The following is a 17,884-nucleotide window of genomic DNA, read 5'->3' on the forward strand; positions in this document are numbered from 1 at the left end:
ACTAACCTCTTTGATCTCTACTAATTTTATCAAAATCTTCTAGTGCCTTCCCTGCTCCAAGTACTACGCAATCAAGAGGTGCCTCTGCAATATGTACAGGCATGTTCGTTTCTTTGTTTATTAATGTGTCTAATCCTCTTAGATAAGCTCCACCACCTGCAAGCATTATTCCTTTTTCCATAATATCTGCAGCAAGTTCTGGAGGTGTTTTTTCTAATGTAGTTTTAATTGATTCTATAATCGCATATACAGGTTCTTTTAATGCTTCTCTAACTTGAGTTTCCGAAATTTCAACAATCTTAGGAAGACCTGTAATCATGTCTCTTCCCTTAATCTCCATAACCATTTCTTCATCTGAAGTTCTATACGCTGACCCAATCTCCATCTTAACTTGTTCAGCAGTTCTTTCCCCAACCATTAGGTTAAACTCTTTTTTGATATATGATATTATTGACTGATCTAATTCATCACCAGCTATTCTAAGTGATTTACTAGTTACGATACCACCTAAAGAAATAATTGCAACTTCTGTAGTACCTCCACCAATGTCAACTATCATACTTCCTGTAGGTTCACTTACTGGAAGTCCTGCTCCTATTGCTGCTGCCATAGGCTCTTCCATTAAAATAACATCTCTAGCTCCTGAAAGTTTTGTTGCTTCTTCAATAGCTCTCTTCTCAACTTCAGTGACTCCAGATGGATAACATACTATTATTCTTGGATTTTTAAAAGCATTCTTAGTTGATACTTTCTCTATTAAACTCTTCATCATTGTTTGAGCTGTATCAAAATCTGCTATTACACCATCTTTCAATGGTCTTATAGCTACAATATTTCCAGGGGTTCTACCTATCATAAGCTTCGCTTCTGATCCAACTGCTAATGTCTTTTTTGTCATGTTATTCATTGCAACAACAGATGGTTCTCTCAAAACTATTCCTTTACCTTTTACAAATACTAGGGTGTTTGCTGTACCTAAATCTATCCCCATATCTTTTCCTGATCCAAAAAATCCCATTCGTTTTTCCCCTTCCAATTTTTATATTAGTCCTCTTTCTTTAAGGCTAATAAACTTATTATTTCCTATTATAATGTGGTCTATTAATTGGATTCCTATAATATTTCCACATTCTTTAACTCTTAATGTAATATTTATATCTTCCTTACTAGGCGTTGGATCGCCTGAGGGATGATTATGACATATAATTATAGAAGCACTGTTTTTATTTATTGCTTCCTTATATATCTCCCTTGGATGAACAACCGAAGTGTTTAAACTACCTTTAAAAATATCTTTAACTCCAATAATTGTATTCTTTGTACTTAACAATATAACCTTTAGAATTTCCTGATTTAGCTCATTCATTTCTCCCATTAGAAGATCTGCCAAATCTTTAGGCGTAGTTATTTTAACATCTCTTCTCATTGATTTTAATGTTTTAAATCTTTTAAAAAGTTCAGCAATTGCTAAAAGTTGAGAAGCCTTTCCCTCTTTTATGCCTCTTATGTTTATTATATCATTAAAACTTGCACTTAAAATACCATCTAATCCTTCTAATTCTGACAAAAGTCTCCCACTAAGCTGAAGTACATTTTCTCCTTTAGTTCCTGTCCTAAGTATAATAGCTAGTAACTCCGAATTACTCAAGCTCTCTGCTCCGCAAGCTAATAATTTTTCTTTAGGTCTTTCATCTTGTGGCATATCCTTAATTTTAAGGTTATTTTTCATTGAAATATTACCTCCACATAATAATGATACCCCTATTCCATAATAATTAATTATTGCACTTCTTCTAACATAGCTTTTAATTTGTTCAATGGAAGTCCAACAACATTATAATAACATCCCTTTATTTCCTTAACGAAAATTCCTCCAATACCTTGAATCCCATAAGCTCCTGCTTTATCTAAAGGCTCACCTGTTTTTATGTACTCTAATATTTCTTCATCACTTATTTTAGAGAAAACCACTTCTGTAGCTAGGCTTTCCTGCCTAATTACATTTGTAGCTGTATTCATGACAGCAACTCCCGAGTAAACCAAATGTTTTCTATCTTGAAGAGACTTAAGCATACGGAAAGCGTCTTCTTCATCCTTCGGCTTTCCAAGAATCTTGTTGTCTAATGTTACTATAGTATCTGCTGATATTATTATTGCATCAGTACATAATTTCTTTCGAACATTCATAGCTTTCCCAAGTGCTATCTCTTTAACATATTCATCTATAGACCCTTTAAAAAGAACTTTATCTTCATTAAAGTCACTGACTATTATATCAAATTCTTTAATTAATCTGCTTAAAAGTTCTACTCTTCTTTCTGAAGCAGAAGCTAATATCACTCTCATATATTCATTCACATCCTAAAACAAAGAAATCTACGCACATTAAGAAAATAACAGTTCACTATATTTCATATACCTTGTGTCAGACAGGAATATATATTTGTTAATAGTTACAATAATCTATTAACAGCACTTGTCTATCCAGTATGTCGCAAAATAGTCATTCAATCTTGCTGGTCTGTTATTTTTCTAAGTGTGTATAATATACATCATTGACAAATAATACATATTATAGACATATTAATTTTTAGCTTGAAAATCACTTAATTTTAAAGGTACAAAAACAATACATTATATAAACAATCTTAAAATTCCACTTACACATCACAATAAATTTTATTATTAAATAAGTAACAAATTTTATTTTGTTTATTTATATCATCTTTATACCTTATAGTTTATCATTTAAGATGCTCTTAAACAAGTCTGTTATACTAACTTCTGACTTTTTTTATATAAATGTAATTTTGTTGTAATAATTATTAATCAAATTCTTAGTTTTTTATTAATTTGTATAATTCTTGAATATTTGTATTACTATTCGATTTATTTATTTCATCAGGTAAATTTTCTACATAATTTCCCAAATCATTTATTTTTTTAGAATTATTATCTCCATCCTTTATAATTTTATCTGTCCACGCTTTAAATTCTGTAGTTTTTATACTCTTAACTTCATTATCTTGAAGTTTATTTATAATTGTTAAAAATCCATTAACGATTTCCACTATTTTTTTATTCTCTGAGCTATCATCGGGAATATTTAAATTAATTTTAGTAACATCAATATTATTTGATTTAAATTCCTGCATTTTTTTAAGGCCATCATCTTCGTTATACATTCCTGCTAACACCCTGTACATTCCATCATCTTCTACTATGAAAGGTTCACAATATTTAGCTAATGCAGTTAATGATTCTTTTGCATTTTCTTCTTTTGAGTAGTATCCACATTGCAGAACTATAATCTCAGGAAGTTCATTTGAATAACCTGAATTGCTGCTGCTACTAATATCATGCATTTCTTTTCCCCGAAAAATGACATTGCTGGCATATAGTCCGCCGCTTATTGATATTCCTACAATAACCACAACACTAAATAAAAATTTTACTTTACTTGATTTTTTATATTCATATCTTGTGTATCTCATAGTTCCACCCCCACTTAATCAGTTAAGAGTTGCGAGTTAAAAGTTATGAGTTTAGGATGATAAATTCGTGGAGAGAGTTCATGTTTCAAAATAAGGAAATGCAGCTCATATTCACCTTCTACAAAAGTTTGAAGAAGCAAATTCAATATTTGCATTCTCACTTCAAATTTAAACATTCACTTTTTCTCTGGAATATCTTTAATTTTATTTTAGAAAAGCCTGAAGGCTTTTCATCCATAACTCATAACTCATAATTCATAACTTTTAACTGCTTTCTTATGATATATTTATTCTATGAGTTACACATATATGAATTATGTTAAATAAAAAAAGTGGCTAAGCCACTTTTTAATTGATAATTTACAATTGACAATGTACAATTCCGGTTAAAATTCCTTATGGAATTTTTAAAATTTGTATTTTATGAAAAGCTGTAAGCTTTTCTTCATTAATTGTACATTGTTCATTGTCAATTGTTAACTAAATATTCTTCGTGCTGTTGCATATCTATCGGCATAATATCCATCAGATAACGAACTTACCATTACAGGTTTTCCTGTTCTCGGCGCGTGTATAAATTCTCCATTTCCAATATAAATACCAACATGACTTACCGACCCTTCTGTATTAAAAAACACTAAATCTCCAGGCTTTAAATCACTACGTTTAACATTTTGACCTTCATTTACTTGACTGTACGTAGTACGTGATAAACCTACTCCAAATCTGTTATATACATATTGTGTTAATCCTGAGCAATCAAATGCATTTGGTCCAGCAGCTCCATAAACATATGGTTTTCCTAAAAACTTATATGCGTAGTTAACCACTTCGCTTCCCTTACTAATGGCCCCTCTTGAAACTTTATCTCCTTCATCTTGGGTTACTTTTGCATCTGATGGTGCCTTAATTACTTTAGTTGTCTTAAGTTCACTTGTCTTAAGGACAATCCCTTTGTTTGATGTCATAGTAATATCAGCTTTAGCATTTTGAGTGTTAATAAAGCAAACTCCTAAAAAAATAAAAGTTGCAATTATGCATCTTGTAAACATAGTTTTCTTATCTTTCATCTCTATTCCCTCTCCATTAACTAAGGCACAATCAAATAAACAACAAATCCATTTGCCAGCCTATTTAGTTTAGAAAACATTTTCATTTTTGTTTTCACTATCCTAATATTTAACACATGTCTCTAGTATATTCATAAGCTGGCTCCAGGTCAAGCTGATAACGCTTTCATATGCTTGTTTAAGTTAAAATATCTTTGTCTTTCTCAATTTTTCTTAAAATAATAATAATATCCTTCATATTTATATTCTTTTACCTTATTCAAATTGCACTCTTACTAATTTCAATCTCATAGCATTTTTTCATTAACATCATACTTAATATAATAAAAAAATAAGTTAACCACCAAATATAAAATCATATTGATAGTTAACTTATCTTTAAATAGATATTATCTTATTTCTTTAAGAACTTCTAATACATATTCAAAACATCTACGAGCAGATGATATACTCAAGTGTTCATTTGGAGTGTGTATGTCTATAATATCAGGTCCAAAACTAATCATATCTAAATCCCCTAATTTCTCTTTAAGGATTCCACATTCTAAACCTGCATGAATAGCAACAACATCTGGTTCTTTACCATACATTCTAGAATATACATTTTTGCATATTTCTCTTATTTTTGAATCGGTTTTATATGGCCATTCTGGATAAGCTGCATGAGCTGTAAGTGTTCCTCCTAAAGCTTCAGTTAAGCACTTATTTCTCTCAACCAGTTCATCCTTTAACGAATGTACAGAACTTCTTACGGCACTATGATATTCTAGGGTATTTTCTTTTGTCATTACAACCCCAATATTTGTTGAACTTTCTACTAAACCTTCTATGTCGGAACTCATTGTATTTATGCCATTTGGATATAAATAAGATAAGCTAATTACTTTTTTTGTAGTTTCATCTGAAAATACCTTTTCTACTTTTTCTTTATTTTCCGACATTACTATACTTAATTCAGGGTCTTTTTTGTAAAATTCTTTTTTAAGTTTTTCATATACTTTTGTTTTTATTTCAGTTAATTCTTTTTCTTTTGAGGCATCGATTGAAATAATCGCTACAGATTCTCTTGGAATTGCATTATCTTTTGCACCACCATTTAGTAAAACTAAATTAAAGTCGATTTCTTTTGAAATTTCTCTAAGTAATCTTCCCATTAATTTATTGGCATTTCCTCTTCCTAAATGAATTTCAGCTCCTGAATGTCCGCCTTTTAAACCTTTAACATCAAGTACAAATTCTTTTGTATTTTCTTTTTTATTTATCCAACTAATAGGTAGTACTGATTGTGTTCTGATTCCTCCAGCGCAGCTAACCCAAAGCTTTCCTTCTTCTTCTGAATCTAGATTTAAAACTATCTTTCCATCAAGATGTTTTGCCTGCACTGCATTAGCTCCAGTCATTCCTGTTTCTTCATCTGTTGTTATTAATACTTCAATAGGAGGATGCGCTATTGTATCATCTTCTAATATTGCCATTGCATAAGCTACAGCAATTCCGTCATCCCCTCCAAGTGTAGTTTTATCAGCATATATATAATCACCATCAACTACTAATTCTATAGGATCTTTTGTAAAATCATGAACTTTGTCACCATTTTTTTCACAAACCATATCCATATGACCTTGAATAATTACAGTTGGTGCATTTTCATAGCCTTTGGAAGCAGGCTTTTTAATAATTATATTTAAAGCGTCGTCTTGAACACACTCCAATCCTAATTTCTTCGCAAAACTAAGCAAATAGTCACTTATTTGCTTTTCATTACCAGAACCTCTTGGAATTTTACTTATTTGTTCAAAATGATAAAAGATTCTCTCCTTTGTAAGATTATCTAAATTTTTCATTCTATACTCTCTTCCTTTCTCTAATTATATGATAGAATAATATTATACATATCTTTTATTAGTTTATCATAAAATACTGCTACATACTGCTATATTATGTATATTTTTATTATTTTATGATTTATTATTTTACACACTATATATATTATACAAAATTTTAATGCGAGGTGTTTATATGCAAAAAACAAAAATGATTTTTACTATTGGTCCTGCAAGTGATAATGAAGAAACTCTAAGAAAATTTATTGAAATCGGAATGAGTGCTGCCAGATTGAATTTTTCCCACGGCACACATGAATCACATGGAGAAAAAATCAAACTTATTAAGCGTTTAAGCCAGGAAATGGATTCTGCAACAGCTATAGTTCTTGATATAAAAGGTCCAAAAATCAGAACTCATAATTTTGTAAATGATGGTGTAACTCTTAATGAAGGGGATAATTTTGATTTCATTTGTGGAGAAGAAATTCTTGGCGATGAAAAAAGATGCTCTATTTCATATGATGTGCTTTATGAAGATATACAAGTTGGTGGAAAAATTCTTGTTGATGACGGTCTTTTAAAGTTCAAAGTTACTGGAGTTGAAGGAAAAACAATTCACACAAAAGTTGTAGTTGGTGGAGAAATTAAGAACCATAAGGGCGTTAATGTTCCTAATGTAGTTATTAAACTTCCATCAATCACAGAAAAAGATATTGAAGATATTAAATTTGGCTGTAAAATGGGTGTCGACTTTATAGCTGCTTCTTTCATAAGAAAAGCTAGTGACATCCTTGACGTAAAAAAAGTTTTAAAAGAAAATCATGGTGAACATATTAAAGTAATAGCTAAAATAGAAAATCAAGAAGGTGTAGATAATATCGATTCCATAATCGAAGTTACTGACGCTGTAATGGTTGCTAGAGGAGACATGGGAGTTGAAATTCCAATCCAAAGAGTACCTATAAATCAAAAAATGATAATTAAGAAATGTAATGAAGCAGGTAAAATTGTTATAACTGCAACTCAAATGTTAGACTCAATGATTAGAAACTCACTTCCAACAAGAGCTGAAGCTAGTGATATTTGTAATGCTATCTTTGATGGTACAGATGCAATCATGTTAAGTGGTGAAAGTGCTTCAGGACTTTTCCCTATAGAAGCTGCAAAAACAATGTCTAAAATAGCTCAAGAGACTGAAGAATATTTAGATTACAATTCTTTAACTGCAAGACTTAGAGAACCTTCTCTTAATGATTACGCATCTGCAATAAGCTATTCTGCTTGTAGAACTGCAAATCTTTTACATGCAAAGGCCATTGTTGCTGCAACAAAGAGTGGTGCAACTGCAAGAATTCTTTCAAGATATAGATCAAAAGCGCCAATCATTGCAATAACACCTTATGATCAAGTAAGAAGAACATTAAACTTACACTTTGGAATATGTCCTATGAAGTGCGACATGTTTAACACAACAGATCAAATATTAACTGAAGCTAAAAATACAGTATATAAATTAGGAATTACTGAACCTGGAGATGACATAATAGTTGCTGCTGGAATGCCAACAACTCATACTGGTGGAACTAATATGTTAAAGATTGAAAAAATTTAGTTTAATAAATATTGGACATAAATAAAAATAAGTATGGGGCATCTCCCATACTTATTTTCATTTATATTTTTAGTTACTCAAACTTAAAACCTTTAAGTAAATCTCCAAGTGATGTTCCTCCATCATCTTCATGATCCACATAGTCAAGGTATTCTTTACTACTTTCTACAGCCTCTTTTATGCTCAATGCTATTCTTTTATCTTCTTTATTTATATTTAATATTTTAACTTTTACCTTTTGCTTTACTTCCAGCACATCTGAAGGCTTTGTTATATTATCATCAGTAATTTCTGTTATGTGTACCAAGCCTTCTATCCCATCAAACAATTCCACGAAGGCACCAAATGATGTAAGACGTACAACTTTCCCTTCTAGTACATCCCCCTCTTTAATATCATTTCCATGTACTGTCCATGGCTCTTTAGCTACATCTTTTAATATTAAAGATAACCTTCCATTTTTCTTATCTATATTTCCTATGAATACCTCTACTTTATCCCCTTCCTTAACTATATCTTCAGGTTTATTTACTCTTTCCCAAGATAAATCTGAAAGATGAATTAATCCTTCTACTCCTCCAATATCTACAAAAGCACCAAATTTAACAAGTTTTTTAACAACACCATTTCTTTTTTCGCCTTCTACTAGACTATTCCATACTATTTTCCTGTTCTTATTATATTCTTCCTCTTCAATGATTTTTCTTGATGCTACAATTTTGTTATTTCTTAAATCTAATTCTGTAATTCTAACTTCTAATTCTTTTCCTACTAAAGTTTCAAGTTCAATTCTTTCTCTACTCGCAAGTGATCCTGGAATAAAAATTCTTACATTTCCATAGTAAGCAATTACTCCACCTTTAACTTCTTCTTTAACTTTAATAACAATATTTTTTTGTTCTTTAAAGAATTTATCTATATCTTCTTTCTCTTTTATTTCCTGAGCTTTAATTAAAGAAAGTTCAACATACCCATCTCCATCATTTGGAGATAAAACATATACATAAATTTCGTCATCTTTATTAACTACTTCTCTAGGGTCTTTTTCATCTAAAGATAATTCCTCTTTAGTTATTAATCCATCAAAAGCGTAGTTTATGTTAACCGATACTTCTTTATCATTTACATCAATAACTTTACCTTTTAAAATATCTCCCTCTCTCAATCTTTTTACATCATAATTATTTAAAAGTTCGCTCATGCTCATTTCCATATCTTCATTCGACATAAAAAATCCTCCTCTCTGATTAAGGCATATGAAAGAAAATAAAAATTTCAATTGTTATTTTTTTGATTATGCCTAGTCTAATTATAATATTAATCCAAGAAATGTTTTTATGCAATGTATCTCAATCAGCATTAATATTTTCGAAATTTCATTATTCTAAAACTCCTATCAACTTAAACTCAATTACCAAATAATTTTATTATTATCATATTAAACAATTATATGTCCTTCCTTTCATATATTTATTTTATTAGCTGTTTATCTTTTATTCGTCAAAAATGTCTGGTCTGAACTAAACAGTATTCATTAACCTTTTAAATGATAGATAATACTATTATTAATGAGTAAAACAACTACATATTGAAATAATTAATTCTAATCATGTTTTTCGTTCTTTTTTTGACGTTTTTCCATATTGTGCATATAGGAGCTTTTCTATATAATAAATACATAATCTTTTAAGGGGTGATCACTATTCATAAGATTAAAAAAAAATATGTTTTAACTCTGTTTTTAACACTTATATTTACATTTTCAAGTTTACCCTTAGACATTTTATCATTTACGAGCATAACTAAAGTTAACAATACTACTGCATTTGCTAAATCTAGTTCAAGTAGTAGATCCAGTTCAAGCAGTTCAAAATCTAGCAGTGGATTTAGTTCTGGATCATTTAGTGGTTCATCCAGCAAATCTTCTACCGGCACAAGTAGCAGTGGTTCAACTAGTTCAAAGAGCAGTGAAGGATTTAAGTCAGGTAATTATTCAAGCAGTAGTGATAATTCTTCAGATAACTCTACTAATTCCTCATCTTCAAGTAATGGAGGCGCAAAAGGGTTTAGCAGTGGATCTTATTCTTCGACTGATAAAAATAAAACCACTGATTCATCAAATAATGCAAATACAAAAGATAATAGTGGAAATAGTACTCAAACATATAACAGCGGCTATGGCCGGTCTTCATTTTGGCCATTCTTCTGGGGAGGCGGCAGCCACTTTTTCAGTCCATTTTATTTTGGCTCAGCTATAAGTTCAATAATTAATACTTTAATTTTAGCTGCATTATTTATTGTAGTTATCATAATAATAAAAAAATACTTAAATAAAAGAAAATAAAAATAATAGATATTTCAGGAGGTATTAACATGGGAATCTTTTCAAGAATGTCAAACATGATTAAAGCAAAGGTAAATAATTCATTAGATGAAATGGAAAATCCAGTTGAGTTATTGGATCAAAAATTAAGGGATATGGATGAACAATTTAATAAAGCTAAATTAAGTTCAGCTCAAATTTTAGGCAATGTTCACGAAATTGAGAAAAAATTAGAAACTGCAAAGAAAGAATCTGATGATTATGATCAAAAAGTAAAATTAGCATTAAGTAAAGGCAATGAAGATTTAGCTAAAAGAGCTTTAGCTAAAAAAGTTGAAACAGATAAAAGAATCTCTTCTTTACAAGCAAGTTATGATAATGCCAAAGTTCAGGCTGATACATTAAAAGCAAATCTTCGTGCTTTAGAAGAAGAAATAACAAAAACAAGAAATTATAGAGACGAAGCAGCTGCAAGATACGCTAATGCTGAAGCATCTCAAAAAGTTAATGAAGTTCTTGCTAATGTACAAACTAAGAGCAATTCAATTCAAATAGACAGTATTGAAAGAAAAATTCAAAGAAAAGAATCTCTTGCTCAAGGCTTAGGAGAATTACGAGATTTAGATGATTTTGACAGCGAATTCAAGAAATTAGATGAAGTTGATTTAGATGCAGAACTTGAAAAATATAAAACTAATTAGGTGATACGACATGGATAATTCTAAAGATATCGATTATATCAATGAGGAAAGAAGATATTGGGGAAAGATATATACTGATGTAGCTTATGCTATTAATGAAATATCCCCCTTTCTCTCTGAAAAAGATATAAAAACACGAAAATATTTTACTAAAGCATCAATACTTCAAGAATATATTAAACTTTTAGATTCAGCTGAAGCTGATTGTAAAAAGAAATCTTTATTTTCAATGTTTAAATCTAGTCCTAGCATTACTCTGCTTCAAGACTTTAAAGCTAAAAATAGAGAGTCATTTATGCAGCTAGAGAAGTGTTCTCATTGCCAATGTTTAAATTGTGCTTTTGACTGTACTTTTAAAAAGTGTTCCAGTTGTAGAGAAGGTTCTATGATTTACTCTTGTGATAAAGAAAAGGTCAATGTAAGAAAATTTGATAATTTCACCTTAGACCTTGTTAATAATGATACTGGAATGTCTTCAAATTATAAAGTTTTAGCTGTTGTTGAAGATTGTATATTAGACAAGCTATATATTTTATTAGAAAACAATACTAATTCTAATGATAAATTAGTATTGTACTATTATCCAGGAATTAAAGATGATTCCTTTGGTGAAATAACAGATGTAACTGAATTTGATTTTGTAGTTGAAGCATATCAAAACGCAGAATAACAAGATAGAAAAACTATCAAATTGAAGTATTTTCAATTTGATAGTTTTTCTTATTACATCTATATATAATTTAAATTATAAACTAGAATTAATTAAATGTTTCTGAATATAAAAGGATTTCATGATAAATTATTGGCTGCTAATTGTCAATTAGCGTATAATTTAATTCATCAGCCTTCATCATACATAGAAAAATGTTGTGCTTCTAGCTCTTTTCTCTTTTCCATCTCGTTAAAGCAATAGTTTATTATATCACTTCTCTTTATTATTCCAATAAAAATACCATTATCATCAGTTACTGGAACAAAATTCTGACTTATAGCTAATGATATCAAACTTTCTATATTTGATGTTATTGAGACCGATTTATGAGTTATTCTCTTAGATATATCTTTAACTCTAATAGATTCTGTATTCTTAAAATCTAAATTATGAGTATTTTTCAATTTCCACAATAAGTCGCCCTCTGTTAAAGTTCCAACATATTTTCCTTCTTTATCAATAATTGGTATTGCAGTATAACCATGATGCTCCATCTTCTCCATAACTTGTCTCATTGTTGCATCCTGACTTTCACATACTACTTCATTTTTAGGTGTAAGAAAAAAGGCAATATTCATAAATAAAATCCTTTCCTTAAATGTATTGATTTAATTTTGTCTTCAAACTATATTTTATCATATATAAAGCTAAAATTCTTTTAAGAAATCATTACTATTTACTTAATTTTTATTAAACTTGTCTTTAATCTCTATTATTCTCTAATTTATATACGTAATTTAAATACACCTGATCTTTTAAAATACTGCTTACTTCATTATATCCCTGATCTCCTTGAAGAGTTTTTTTCACCAATACTTCGCATAAGACATTACTCTTACATTTTGGACATATACCTACAGCTGCAAACCTCCAATTTAAAAGCTTTATTGGTGTCTCTAGTTCTACTTTTTTTCCACACTTTGGACATTTCAACATTAATTCTGACTCATCGATTTTTACTTCATCAAGATTTTCCACATGAATAGCTGGCATATTATATATATCTTTAACTAAATAATTCTTAATAATCCTAGAATTATATACCCTTCTAAAAACTTCACTTGTATATTTAGCATCATTCAATGCATCATGCAATTTTGTGTCATCTACTTTGATTTTTAGTTCATCTAAAGCAGCTTTTAAACCTAAAGCCTTCTTATGAGCCAGCATCTTACTTGTATATTCCTGAATATCTAAATATTCATTAAGCCATCTTAAATCATTATAATTAAAATAGTTGGCATTTATTATTAATTCTGCAACATCATCCTTTGCCCACGAGCAAAGAATATCTCCTTCTTCAAACATGTCTTTAAGTTTATTTATAGCTTCTTCAAATGATATCCCGCTTTTCTCAAGTATATTCATATCTATTTTAGTAATTTCCGTTACTATAGGATTAATTACCGGAAAAATTGTAGGTTTAATATATTCCCTAATTTCACTCACTGGCTTCATATACTGGTCTACTTTCACAGCTCCTATTTCTATGATTTCATTTTCTAATCCAATATCATTAAATTCACCATATGTTTCAAAAAAATCTTTATAATAATTAGTTATATTTTTTAAATTGTTAAACTCTAAATCTATAATGATGTACCCCATAATATTTAATCCTTTCTAATGTTACTTATAATTTTTAATTTATAGATACCCAAATCAAAAAGCAAATTTATACATTTGTGCAAGTCTTTTAATTTATAGTTCTTACGCCAATGTATATGTTAAAGTCTTAAATTTGATATCTATAATAACTATCTATTTAAGTTAAACTTTTATATGTATCTATAGTAGAAATCATATACATTATTATGAAGCAGGCATTTGAAATTGAGCTGCTGAAAGTTATTAATGGGAGCTCGTTCCATTTATTGCTTGTCACGAACTTGCTTCGGGAACATGCAGAAATGGATGCGAGCTCGCATTTAGAACTTTCCAGCGAAAATTTCACAAGTCCTGTGGAATAAAAATGTATGTGATTTCGGTAAGCTACCACATAAGCTTAAAGTCTGATATCTGTACTACACATAATTATAAGTTTATTCCTGCTAACTTCATGAGATGAATTGCATTTTGCGTTTCACTTTTTCCCTTTCTTAATGTGTAATCAAATTTAATTTTATCATTTTCATAAAATTCTCTAAAATTATAATTTATTATGCTCTTATTTTCCCTCTCTAAATCGCACAGTTCCAAATCATGGGTAGACACGAGTCCCACCCCTCCATATTTAATTAGCTGCTTAATTAATACTATAGCACCCGTATGTCTATCTTTAGAATTGGTTCCCTTGAATATTTCATCTAAAAGGAAAAATATTTTTTCACCATTTTTAGATGCTTCGATCAATATTTTTATTCTTAAAATTTCTGCATAAAATGATGAAATACTTTCTTCTAAGTTATCCTTTGTTCTCATACAAGTATATATATTCATAATTCCACAAGAAAACTTATCTGCACATACTGGTGCTCCTATATAACTTAATACTAAGTTTACTCCTATTGTTCTCAAAAATGTACTTTTACCAGACATATTTGAACCTGTAATTAAAGCTACTTTCTGTTCCTGACTTAATGAAAATGTATTTTTGATCGCCTTTTTTCCAAGTAGTGGGTGACCTATATTTATTCCATCTATTTCACTTTTATCCAAGATGACAGGATAAGTCCACTCTTCATTTTCGAAGGCTAAATTACTTACACTGTTTAATGCATCTATTTCATGCATGACTTTAAGCCATTCTTTAAAATTGTCACCATTTCTTTCTCTCCATTTTTCTAGACTTCTAATTAAAAATACATCCAAAAATACAAGTATATTTAATATGAGATAATATGCATTATATCTGCTGTTTCCTGACCAATCTAATATTCTAGAAAACTTTTCCATTTCCTCTTTACAACTCAAATCATCATTTTTTAATTGTTTTTGTAATCTTTTCAAATAGAAAGAGTTAAATTCTTCCTCTTCTATTAATTTTAAAATTTTGCTATATCCATATACACTATTTTTTATAGAGTCAAATAATTTTATTTCTTCCATTATCCCTTTAGATAATATCTTAACGACAAGAAAGTTCACCATAAAATCTAACATTAAAAATGATGCTGGGATTACTCTTTTTAATACTAAATATATTGAAAAAATTGTGATTAAAATAAAAGTACATGCAATTGAAATTCTTAGGAAGCTCGAAGATGATTCTTTTTCTTTACTCCAATTGATTAAGCTAAATAGCTCTGTATCTTTTGACCTCTTTAAACTTCCTTCAACAATAATTTTCTGTCTCCATATGATTTTTTTCCCTAATTCCATTATAGCTTCTTGCTTTTCTTTAATTTCATCTCTATTAAATTTTTTTTCTTTTTTTAATAGTCTTGCTAGCTCTATTCTTCCGCCTTTAGTAACTGTAGTGTTAATATATTGAAAGATAGAGTTGTTCCCAAATACATCCAAATCATCTATAAATGGATGGTGCTCATCCAAATATTCGGAACCTTTATCTTCAAAATGCACAAAATTTCCATTAACCCTTTCTAATCCTTTTTTATTGATCCCTATTAATAAATCAATCCTTTTTTTATACTCAAATATATTATTATGATAAAAAATTAAAATCAGAAAAATAACCACAAAGAACACAGTTGATAATATAATAAGACTTATGCTATTTTTTCTATATAATAAATAATCAATAAAAACACATAAAAGTACTGCTATTAATCTACTCCACCCAACGATATTTACTTTAACACTAAGCTCTTCACTTTTCTTATTGTTTTTTTCTATACTGCTTTTATAAAATTCTTCTGCTAAACTCATAACTCCTCCTAACCAATAATTTTTCAAATATACCAAAATTAATAGTGTAAATTCCCTTTCATATTTTTCTCTAAATGCAAATTATTCTTTAATAGCTATGCCCTTCTTTTCACTTATTATAGCATAAAATAACTTTCAAGTAAGCCTTTTCAATGCAGTTAGAAACAGCATAAATCTAACTCATAACTGATTGAAGTATTGTTTAAGTTTATATAAATTCGCCTATGTATCAACTAACTAAAAAAAGAAGGCTTAATGAATATGCCTTCTTCTTCAAGTTTATTATTAATACCCTAGAATGCTTTATTAAGCATAAGTATCAATACCATCATCGCTTTTATTTGATTGTGCTGTATCATTGCTACTATTGATACTATTACTACTATTGGTGTCATTTTGAGAAGTTTTATTAGTTTGGGTAGCTTTCTCGTGCAATTAATGACATCATTAGCAATTGTATCAGATATGCTAATACGTGCATTTCGATAAACCTAGAAATTATAGATGATGTCAGAGTAAAGCTCATAATCTATGATGATAGGCCTGGTTTTAACGATTTTGATCTTTCCAATATGTTTGAAAGATTTTATAAAGGGAAAAATGGGAACCTAGGATTAGGATTATCCATTAGTAAAAATATTATTGAAAAGCTAAATGGTAAAATTCATTCAAAAAACTCACTGTCTCAAACAGGTGCAATGTTTATAATAGAATTACTAAATGATTTTGAAAAATAATTGACATTTATTATTTTTCAAAATCCTTATACATAAGACTTGGCTGTACTCCTGTATTATTTTGATATTTTCCACTGCTATACAGATCATATTCTCCATGAATGTCATGATAATATATTTGACATATTTCAACATTTGGATAAACTATTATTGGCTGAACACAGAAAATTTCCAACGTCCAATATCCTGAAAAGCCAATATCACCAAAACCAGCCGTAACATGGATAAATAGTCCAAGTCTGCCTGTAGATGACCGACCTTCAAGCATTGGGACATATTTATTAGTACTAGTAAATTCATTTGTCCTGCCTAGATACAATCTACCTGGTTCTAATTGTAATCCTTCCTCTGGAATCACTATTTTTTGAGTTGGATTTGGAGTTTTCATATCTAATACATTATTTTCATAAACTAATAATTCATTATGTAAGGTTAAATTATAGCTATTAGGATTTATTCTCTTTTCATTAAATGGCTCAATTATTATACTATTGCCAATATTTTTTAATATCTCTTTTCCTGATAATATCATAATTTTCCTCCCATTTATAACACATACATTTTACATATCTGCATTTAAAATTTCTTTAAATTCAAATAATATTTTCTTTACTTTTTCTTCTTCAAGCGGCTTATAGCTTTCTATATATCCAGATGCATCAAGAGCTTCATATGCTTTTTTACTCATAGAAATCCAATTTTCTGGTATATACACCCATATAATATCCTCATACTTACAGCTAAGCAAAAAATGTTCTACTCCCCAAAATGCATATTCTTCAATTTCATGTAAATCATTAAAAATTTTATAGTCTTGAACAACTTCAGGAACTAATTCATATTTATATAAGTCAACATAGAAAAAATCAAATTTTTCTCCCTTAGCTTTAAACGGATTACCCTTAATTATCTTTATTTTATCATTTTGCTTAAAATTTTGGTTGTATAAATTGATTAGTTCTTCATTTGCTTCATACACAATAACTTCCTTAACTTTAGGTTTCATTGCAATTTCTTGAACTACATACCCAACCCCAAGACCTACTATGCCAACTCTTCCTTTTGCAAAAGCAATAGACTCATACGAACTCTCTATTTCCTTAGGCATAAGTTTCATTAGACTAATCCCTTTTTTATATAATTTAATTATATCTACATTGTATTCCTCTTTGTTTTCATACATATATCCATGTAAATCTTCTTTTTTCATGGTATCTTTAACTATTTTATAGTCACCACAAGTTCCTTGATTAATTAAATCACTGTATTTTTTTATCTCTTGGAACACGAAATCTTTATTGTATGGTTTCATAGTTAATTCCCTTTCTTACAATATTTAACATAGAATTCTTAATATCTTTACTATATCATAATATTTTAATAAATGGGCAACATTCCCACCTATTTTTTATATTTATGTATATATTATAATTAATTTATACGTTTTACATTTAGATACTTACTTATCAAATATGCATCCCAAATGTAATTTTATTGCAACATATATCTACTTAATAAACTATAATATGATAACATATTATTAACTTCAATATAACTGTTAAATAAACTTTTTATTTATAT

17 protein-coding genes are annotated in these 17,884 nt (G+C 29.0%); 5 read left to right on the forward strand and 12 right to left on the reverse strand.

Features of this window, described 5'->3' with window-relative positions; all coding sequences use genetic code 11:
- Position 1 precedes the first annotated feature (1 nt).
- From CDLVIII_RS27000 to CDLVIII_RS27025, 6 genes are all read right to left on the reverse strand, one after another.
- Positions 2-1,018, reverse strand: coding sequence for a rod shape-determining protein (locus CDLVIII_RS27000; RefSeq protein ID WP_035301949.1), 1,017 nt, complete (start codon positions 1,016-1,018; stop codon positions 2-4).
- 21 nt (positions 1,019-1,039) lie between these two features.
- Complete coding sequence (radC, locus tag CDLVIII_RS27005; protein WP_009172664.1) at positions 1,040-1,729, reverse strand: DNA repair protein RadC; 690 nt, start codon at positions 1,727-1,729, stop codon at positions 1,040-1,042.
- Positions 1,730-1,779: 50 nt separating this feature from the next.
- Positions 1,780-2,346: a Maf-like protein gene (locus tag CDLVIII_RS27010; protein ID WP_009172665.1), complete on the reverse strand. Its 567-nt coding sequence runs from the start codon at positions 2,344-2,346 to the stop codon at positions 1,780-1,782.
- A 491-nt stretch (positions 2,347-2,837) separates the two neighbouring features.
- Positions 2,838-3,494, reverse strand: a complete 657-nt coding sequence (locus CDLVIII_RS27015) for an SPOR domain-containing protein (RefSeq protein ID WP_009172666.1) — start codon at positions 3,492-3,494, stop codon at positions 2,838-2,840.
- A gap of 476 nt (positions 3,495-3,970) precedes the next feature.
- Positions 3,971-4,564, reverse strand: a complete 594-nt coding sequence (locus CDLVIII_RS27020) for a C40 family peptidase (RefSeq protein ID WP_009172667.1) — start codon at positions 4,562-4,564, stop codon at positions 3,971-3,973.
- Positions 4,565-4,953: 389 nt separating this feature from the next.
- Entirely contained in the window at positions 4,954-6,408 is a 1,455-nt protein-coding gene (locus CDLVIII_RS27025) for an aminoacyl-histidine dipeptidase (RefSeq protein WP_009172668.1), read from the reverse strand.
- A 175-nt stretch (positions 6,409-6,583) separates the two neighbouring features.
- On the opposite strand from CDLVIII_RS27025, the gene pyk reads away from it, so the two are divergent.
- The gene (pyk, locus tag CDLVIII_RS27030; RefSeq protein WP_009172669.1) at positions 6,584-8,002 is read left to right on the forward strand and encodes a pyruvate kinase; all 1,419 of its coding nucleotides are present in this window, start codon (positions 6,584-6,586) and stop codon (positions 8,000-8,002) included.
- A 73-nt stretch (positions 8,003-8,075) separates the two neighbouring features.
- Here pyk and rpsA read toward each other — a convergent pair whose 3' ends face one another.
- Positions 8,076-9,230 carry a 30S ribosomal protein S1 gene (gene rpsA / locus CDLVIII_RS27035; RefSeq protein WP_009172670.1) on the reverse strand — a complete coding sequence of 385 codons (1,155 nt, stop codon included), beginning with the start codon at positions 9,228-9,230 and terminating at the stop codon, positions 8,076-8,078.
- A 465-nt stretch (positions 9,231-9,695) separates the two neighbouring features.
- Between rpsA and CDLVIII_RS27040 the strand changes: the two genes are divergently transcribed.
- Genes CDLVIII_RS27040 through CDLVIII_RS27050 form a run of 3 tightly spaced genes read left to right on the forward strand, consistent with a single transcriptional unit; the run spans position 9,696 to position 11,696 of the window.
- Positions 9,696-10,346: a hypothetical protein gene (locus CDLVIII_RS27040; RefSeq protein ID WP_009172671.1), complete on the forward strand. Its 651-nt coding sequence runs from the start codon at positions 9,696-9,698 to the stop codon at positions 10,344-10,346.
- Positions 10,347-10,375: 29 nt separating this feature from the next.
- On the forward strand, positions 10,376-11,026 hold the full coding sequence (locus CDLVIII_RS27045; RefSeq protein WP_009172672.1) for a PspA/IM30 family protein: 651 nt from the start codon (positions 10,376-10,378) through the stop codon (positions 11,024-11,026).
- A gap of 10 nt (positions 11,027-11,036) precedes the next feature.
- Positions 11,037-11,696 carry a hypothetical protein gene (locus CDLVIII_RS27050; RefSeq protein ID WP_009172673.1) on the forward strand — a complete coding sequence of 220 codons (660 nt, stop codon included), beginning with the start codon at positions 11,037-11,039 and terminating at the stop codon, positions 11,694-11,696.
- Positions 11,697-11,866: 170 nt separating this feature from the next.
- Here the strand turns inward: CDLVIII_RS27050 and CDLVIII_RS27055 are convergent, their stop codons facing one another.
- The 3 genes from CDLVIII_RS27055 to CDLVIII_RS27065 all read right to left on the reverse strand — a co-directional run bounded on the left by CDLVIII_RS27055 (position 11,867) and on the right by CDLVIII_RS27065 (position 15,566).
- Positions 11,867-12,316: a CBS domain-containing protein gene (locus CDLVIII_RS27055; RefSeq protein WP_009172674.1), complete on the reverse strand. Its 450-nt coding sequence runs from the start codon at positions 12,314-12,316 to the stop codon at positions 11,867-11,869.
- A gap of 124 nt (positions 12,317-12,440) precedes the next feature.
- Complete coding sequence (locus CDLVIII_RS27060) at positions 12,441-13,346, reverse strand: 3'-5' exonuclease (RefSeq protein WP_009172675.1); 906 nt, start codon at positions 13,344-13,346, stop codon at positions 12,441-12,443.
- Positions 13,347-13,772: 426 nt separating this feature from the next.
- Positions 13,773-15,566: a MutS family DNA mismatch repair protein gene (locus tag CDLVIII_RS27065; RefSeq protein ID WP_009172676.1), complete on the reverse strand. Its 1,794-nt coding sequence runs from the start codon at positions 15,564-15,566 to the stop codon at positions 13,773-13,775.
- A gap of 479 nt (positions 15,567-16,045) precedes the next feature.
- Between CDLVIII_RS27065 and CDLVIII_RS30315 the strand changes: the two genes are divergently transcribed.
- Positions 16,046-16,303 carry an ATP-binding protein gene (locus tag CDLVIII_RS30315; RefSeq protein WP_347462533.1) on the forward strand — a complete coding sequence of 86 codons (258 nt, stop codon included), beginning with the start codon at positions 16,046-16,048 and terminating at the stop codon, positions 16,301-16,303.
- A 10-nt stretch (positions 16,304-16,313) separates the two neighbouring features.
- Here the strand turns inward: CDLVIII_RS30315 and dcd are convergent, their stop codons facing one another.
- Together dcd and CDLVIII_RS27075 are read right to left on the reverse strand one after the other, a co-directional pair.
- Entirely contained in the window at positions 16,314-16,835 is a 522-nt protein-coding gene (gene dcd, locus CDLVIII_RS27070) for a dCTP deaminase (RefSeq protein ID WP_009172677.1), read from the reverse strand.
- Positions 16,836-16,865: 30 nt separating this feature from the next.
- Positions 16,866-17,615: a hypothetical protein gene (locus tag CDLVIII_RS27075; RefSeq protein WP_009172678.1), complete on the reverse strand. Its 750-nt coding sequence runs from the start codon at positions 17,613-17,615 to the stop codon at positions 16,866-16,868.
- Between the last annotated feature and the right edge of the window lie 269 nt (positions 17,616-17,884).

The organism is Clostridium sp. DL-VIII, from assembly GCF_000230835.1.
Lineage (GTDB): Bacteria > Bacillota > Clostridia > Clostridiales > Clostridiaceae > Clostridium.

Excerpts from the sequence above, each read along its gene's own strand:
- CDLVIII_RS27055 (WP_009172674.1), bottom strand. The coding sequence starts at position 12,316 with ATGAATATTGCCTTTTTTCTTACACCTAAAAATGAAGTAGTATGTGAA.
- CDLVIII_RS27015 (WP_009172666.1), bottom strand. The coding sequence starts at position 3,494 with ATGAGATACACAAGATATGAATATAAAAAATCAAGTAAAGTAAAATTT.
- CDLVIII_RS27050 (WP_009172673.1), top strand. The coding sequence starts at position 11,037 with ATGGATAATTCTAAAGATATCGATTATATCAATGAGGAAAGAAGATAT.
- CDLVIII_RS27045 (WP_009172672.1), top strand. The coding sequence starts at position 10,376 with ATGGGAATCTTTTCAAGAATGTCAAACATGATTAAAGCAAAGGTAAAT.
- CDLVIII_RS27000 (WP_035301949.1), bottom strand. The coding sequence starts at position 1,018 with ATGGGATTTTTTGGATCAGGAAAAGATATGGGGATAGATTTAGGTACA.
- CDLVIII_RS27060 (WP_009172675.1), bottom strand. The coding sequence starts at position 13,346 with ATGGGGTACATCATTATAGATTTAGAGTTTAACAATTTAAAAAATATA.
- CDLVIII_RS27025 (WP_009172668.1), bottom strand. The coding sequence starts at position 6,408 with ATGAAAAATTTAGATAATCTTACAAAGGAGAGAATCTTTTATCATTTT.
- pyk (WP_009172669.1), top strand. The coding sequence starts at position 6,584 with ATGCAAAAAACAAAAATGATTTTTACTATTGGTCCTGCAAGTGATAAT.
- CDLVIII_RS27065 (WP_009172676.1), bottom strand. The coding sequence starts at position 15,566 with ATGAGTTTAGCAGAAGAATTTTATAAAAGCAGTATAGAAAAAAACAAT.
- radC (WP_009172664.1), bottom strand. The coding sequence starts at position 1,729 with ATGAAAAATAACCTTAAAATTAAGGATATGCCACAAGATGAAAGACCT.
- dcd (WP_009172677.1), bottom strand. The coding sequence starts at position 16,835 with ATGATATTATCAGGAAAAGAGATATTAAAAAATATTGGCAATAGTATA.
- CDLVIII_RS27010 (WP_009172665.1), bottom strand. The coding sequence starts at position 2,346 with ATGAGAGTGATATTAGCTTCTGCTTCAGAAAGAAGAGTAGAACTTTTA.
- rpsA (WP_009172670.1), bottom strand. The coding sequence starts at position 9,230 with ATGTCGAATGAAGATATGGAAATGAGCATGAGCGAACTTTTAAATAAT.
- CDLVIII_RS27020 (WP_009172667.1), bottom strand. The coding sequence starts at position 4,564 with ATGAAAGATAAGAAAACTATGTTTACAAGATGCATAATTGCAACTTTT.
- CDLVIII_RS27075 (WP_009172678.1), bottom strand. The coding sequence starts at position 17,615 with ATGAAACCATACAATAAAGATTTCGTGTTCCAAGAGATAAAAAAATAC.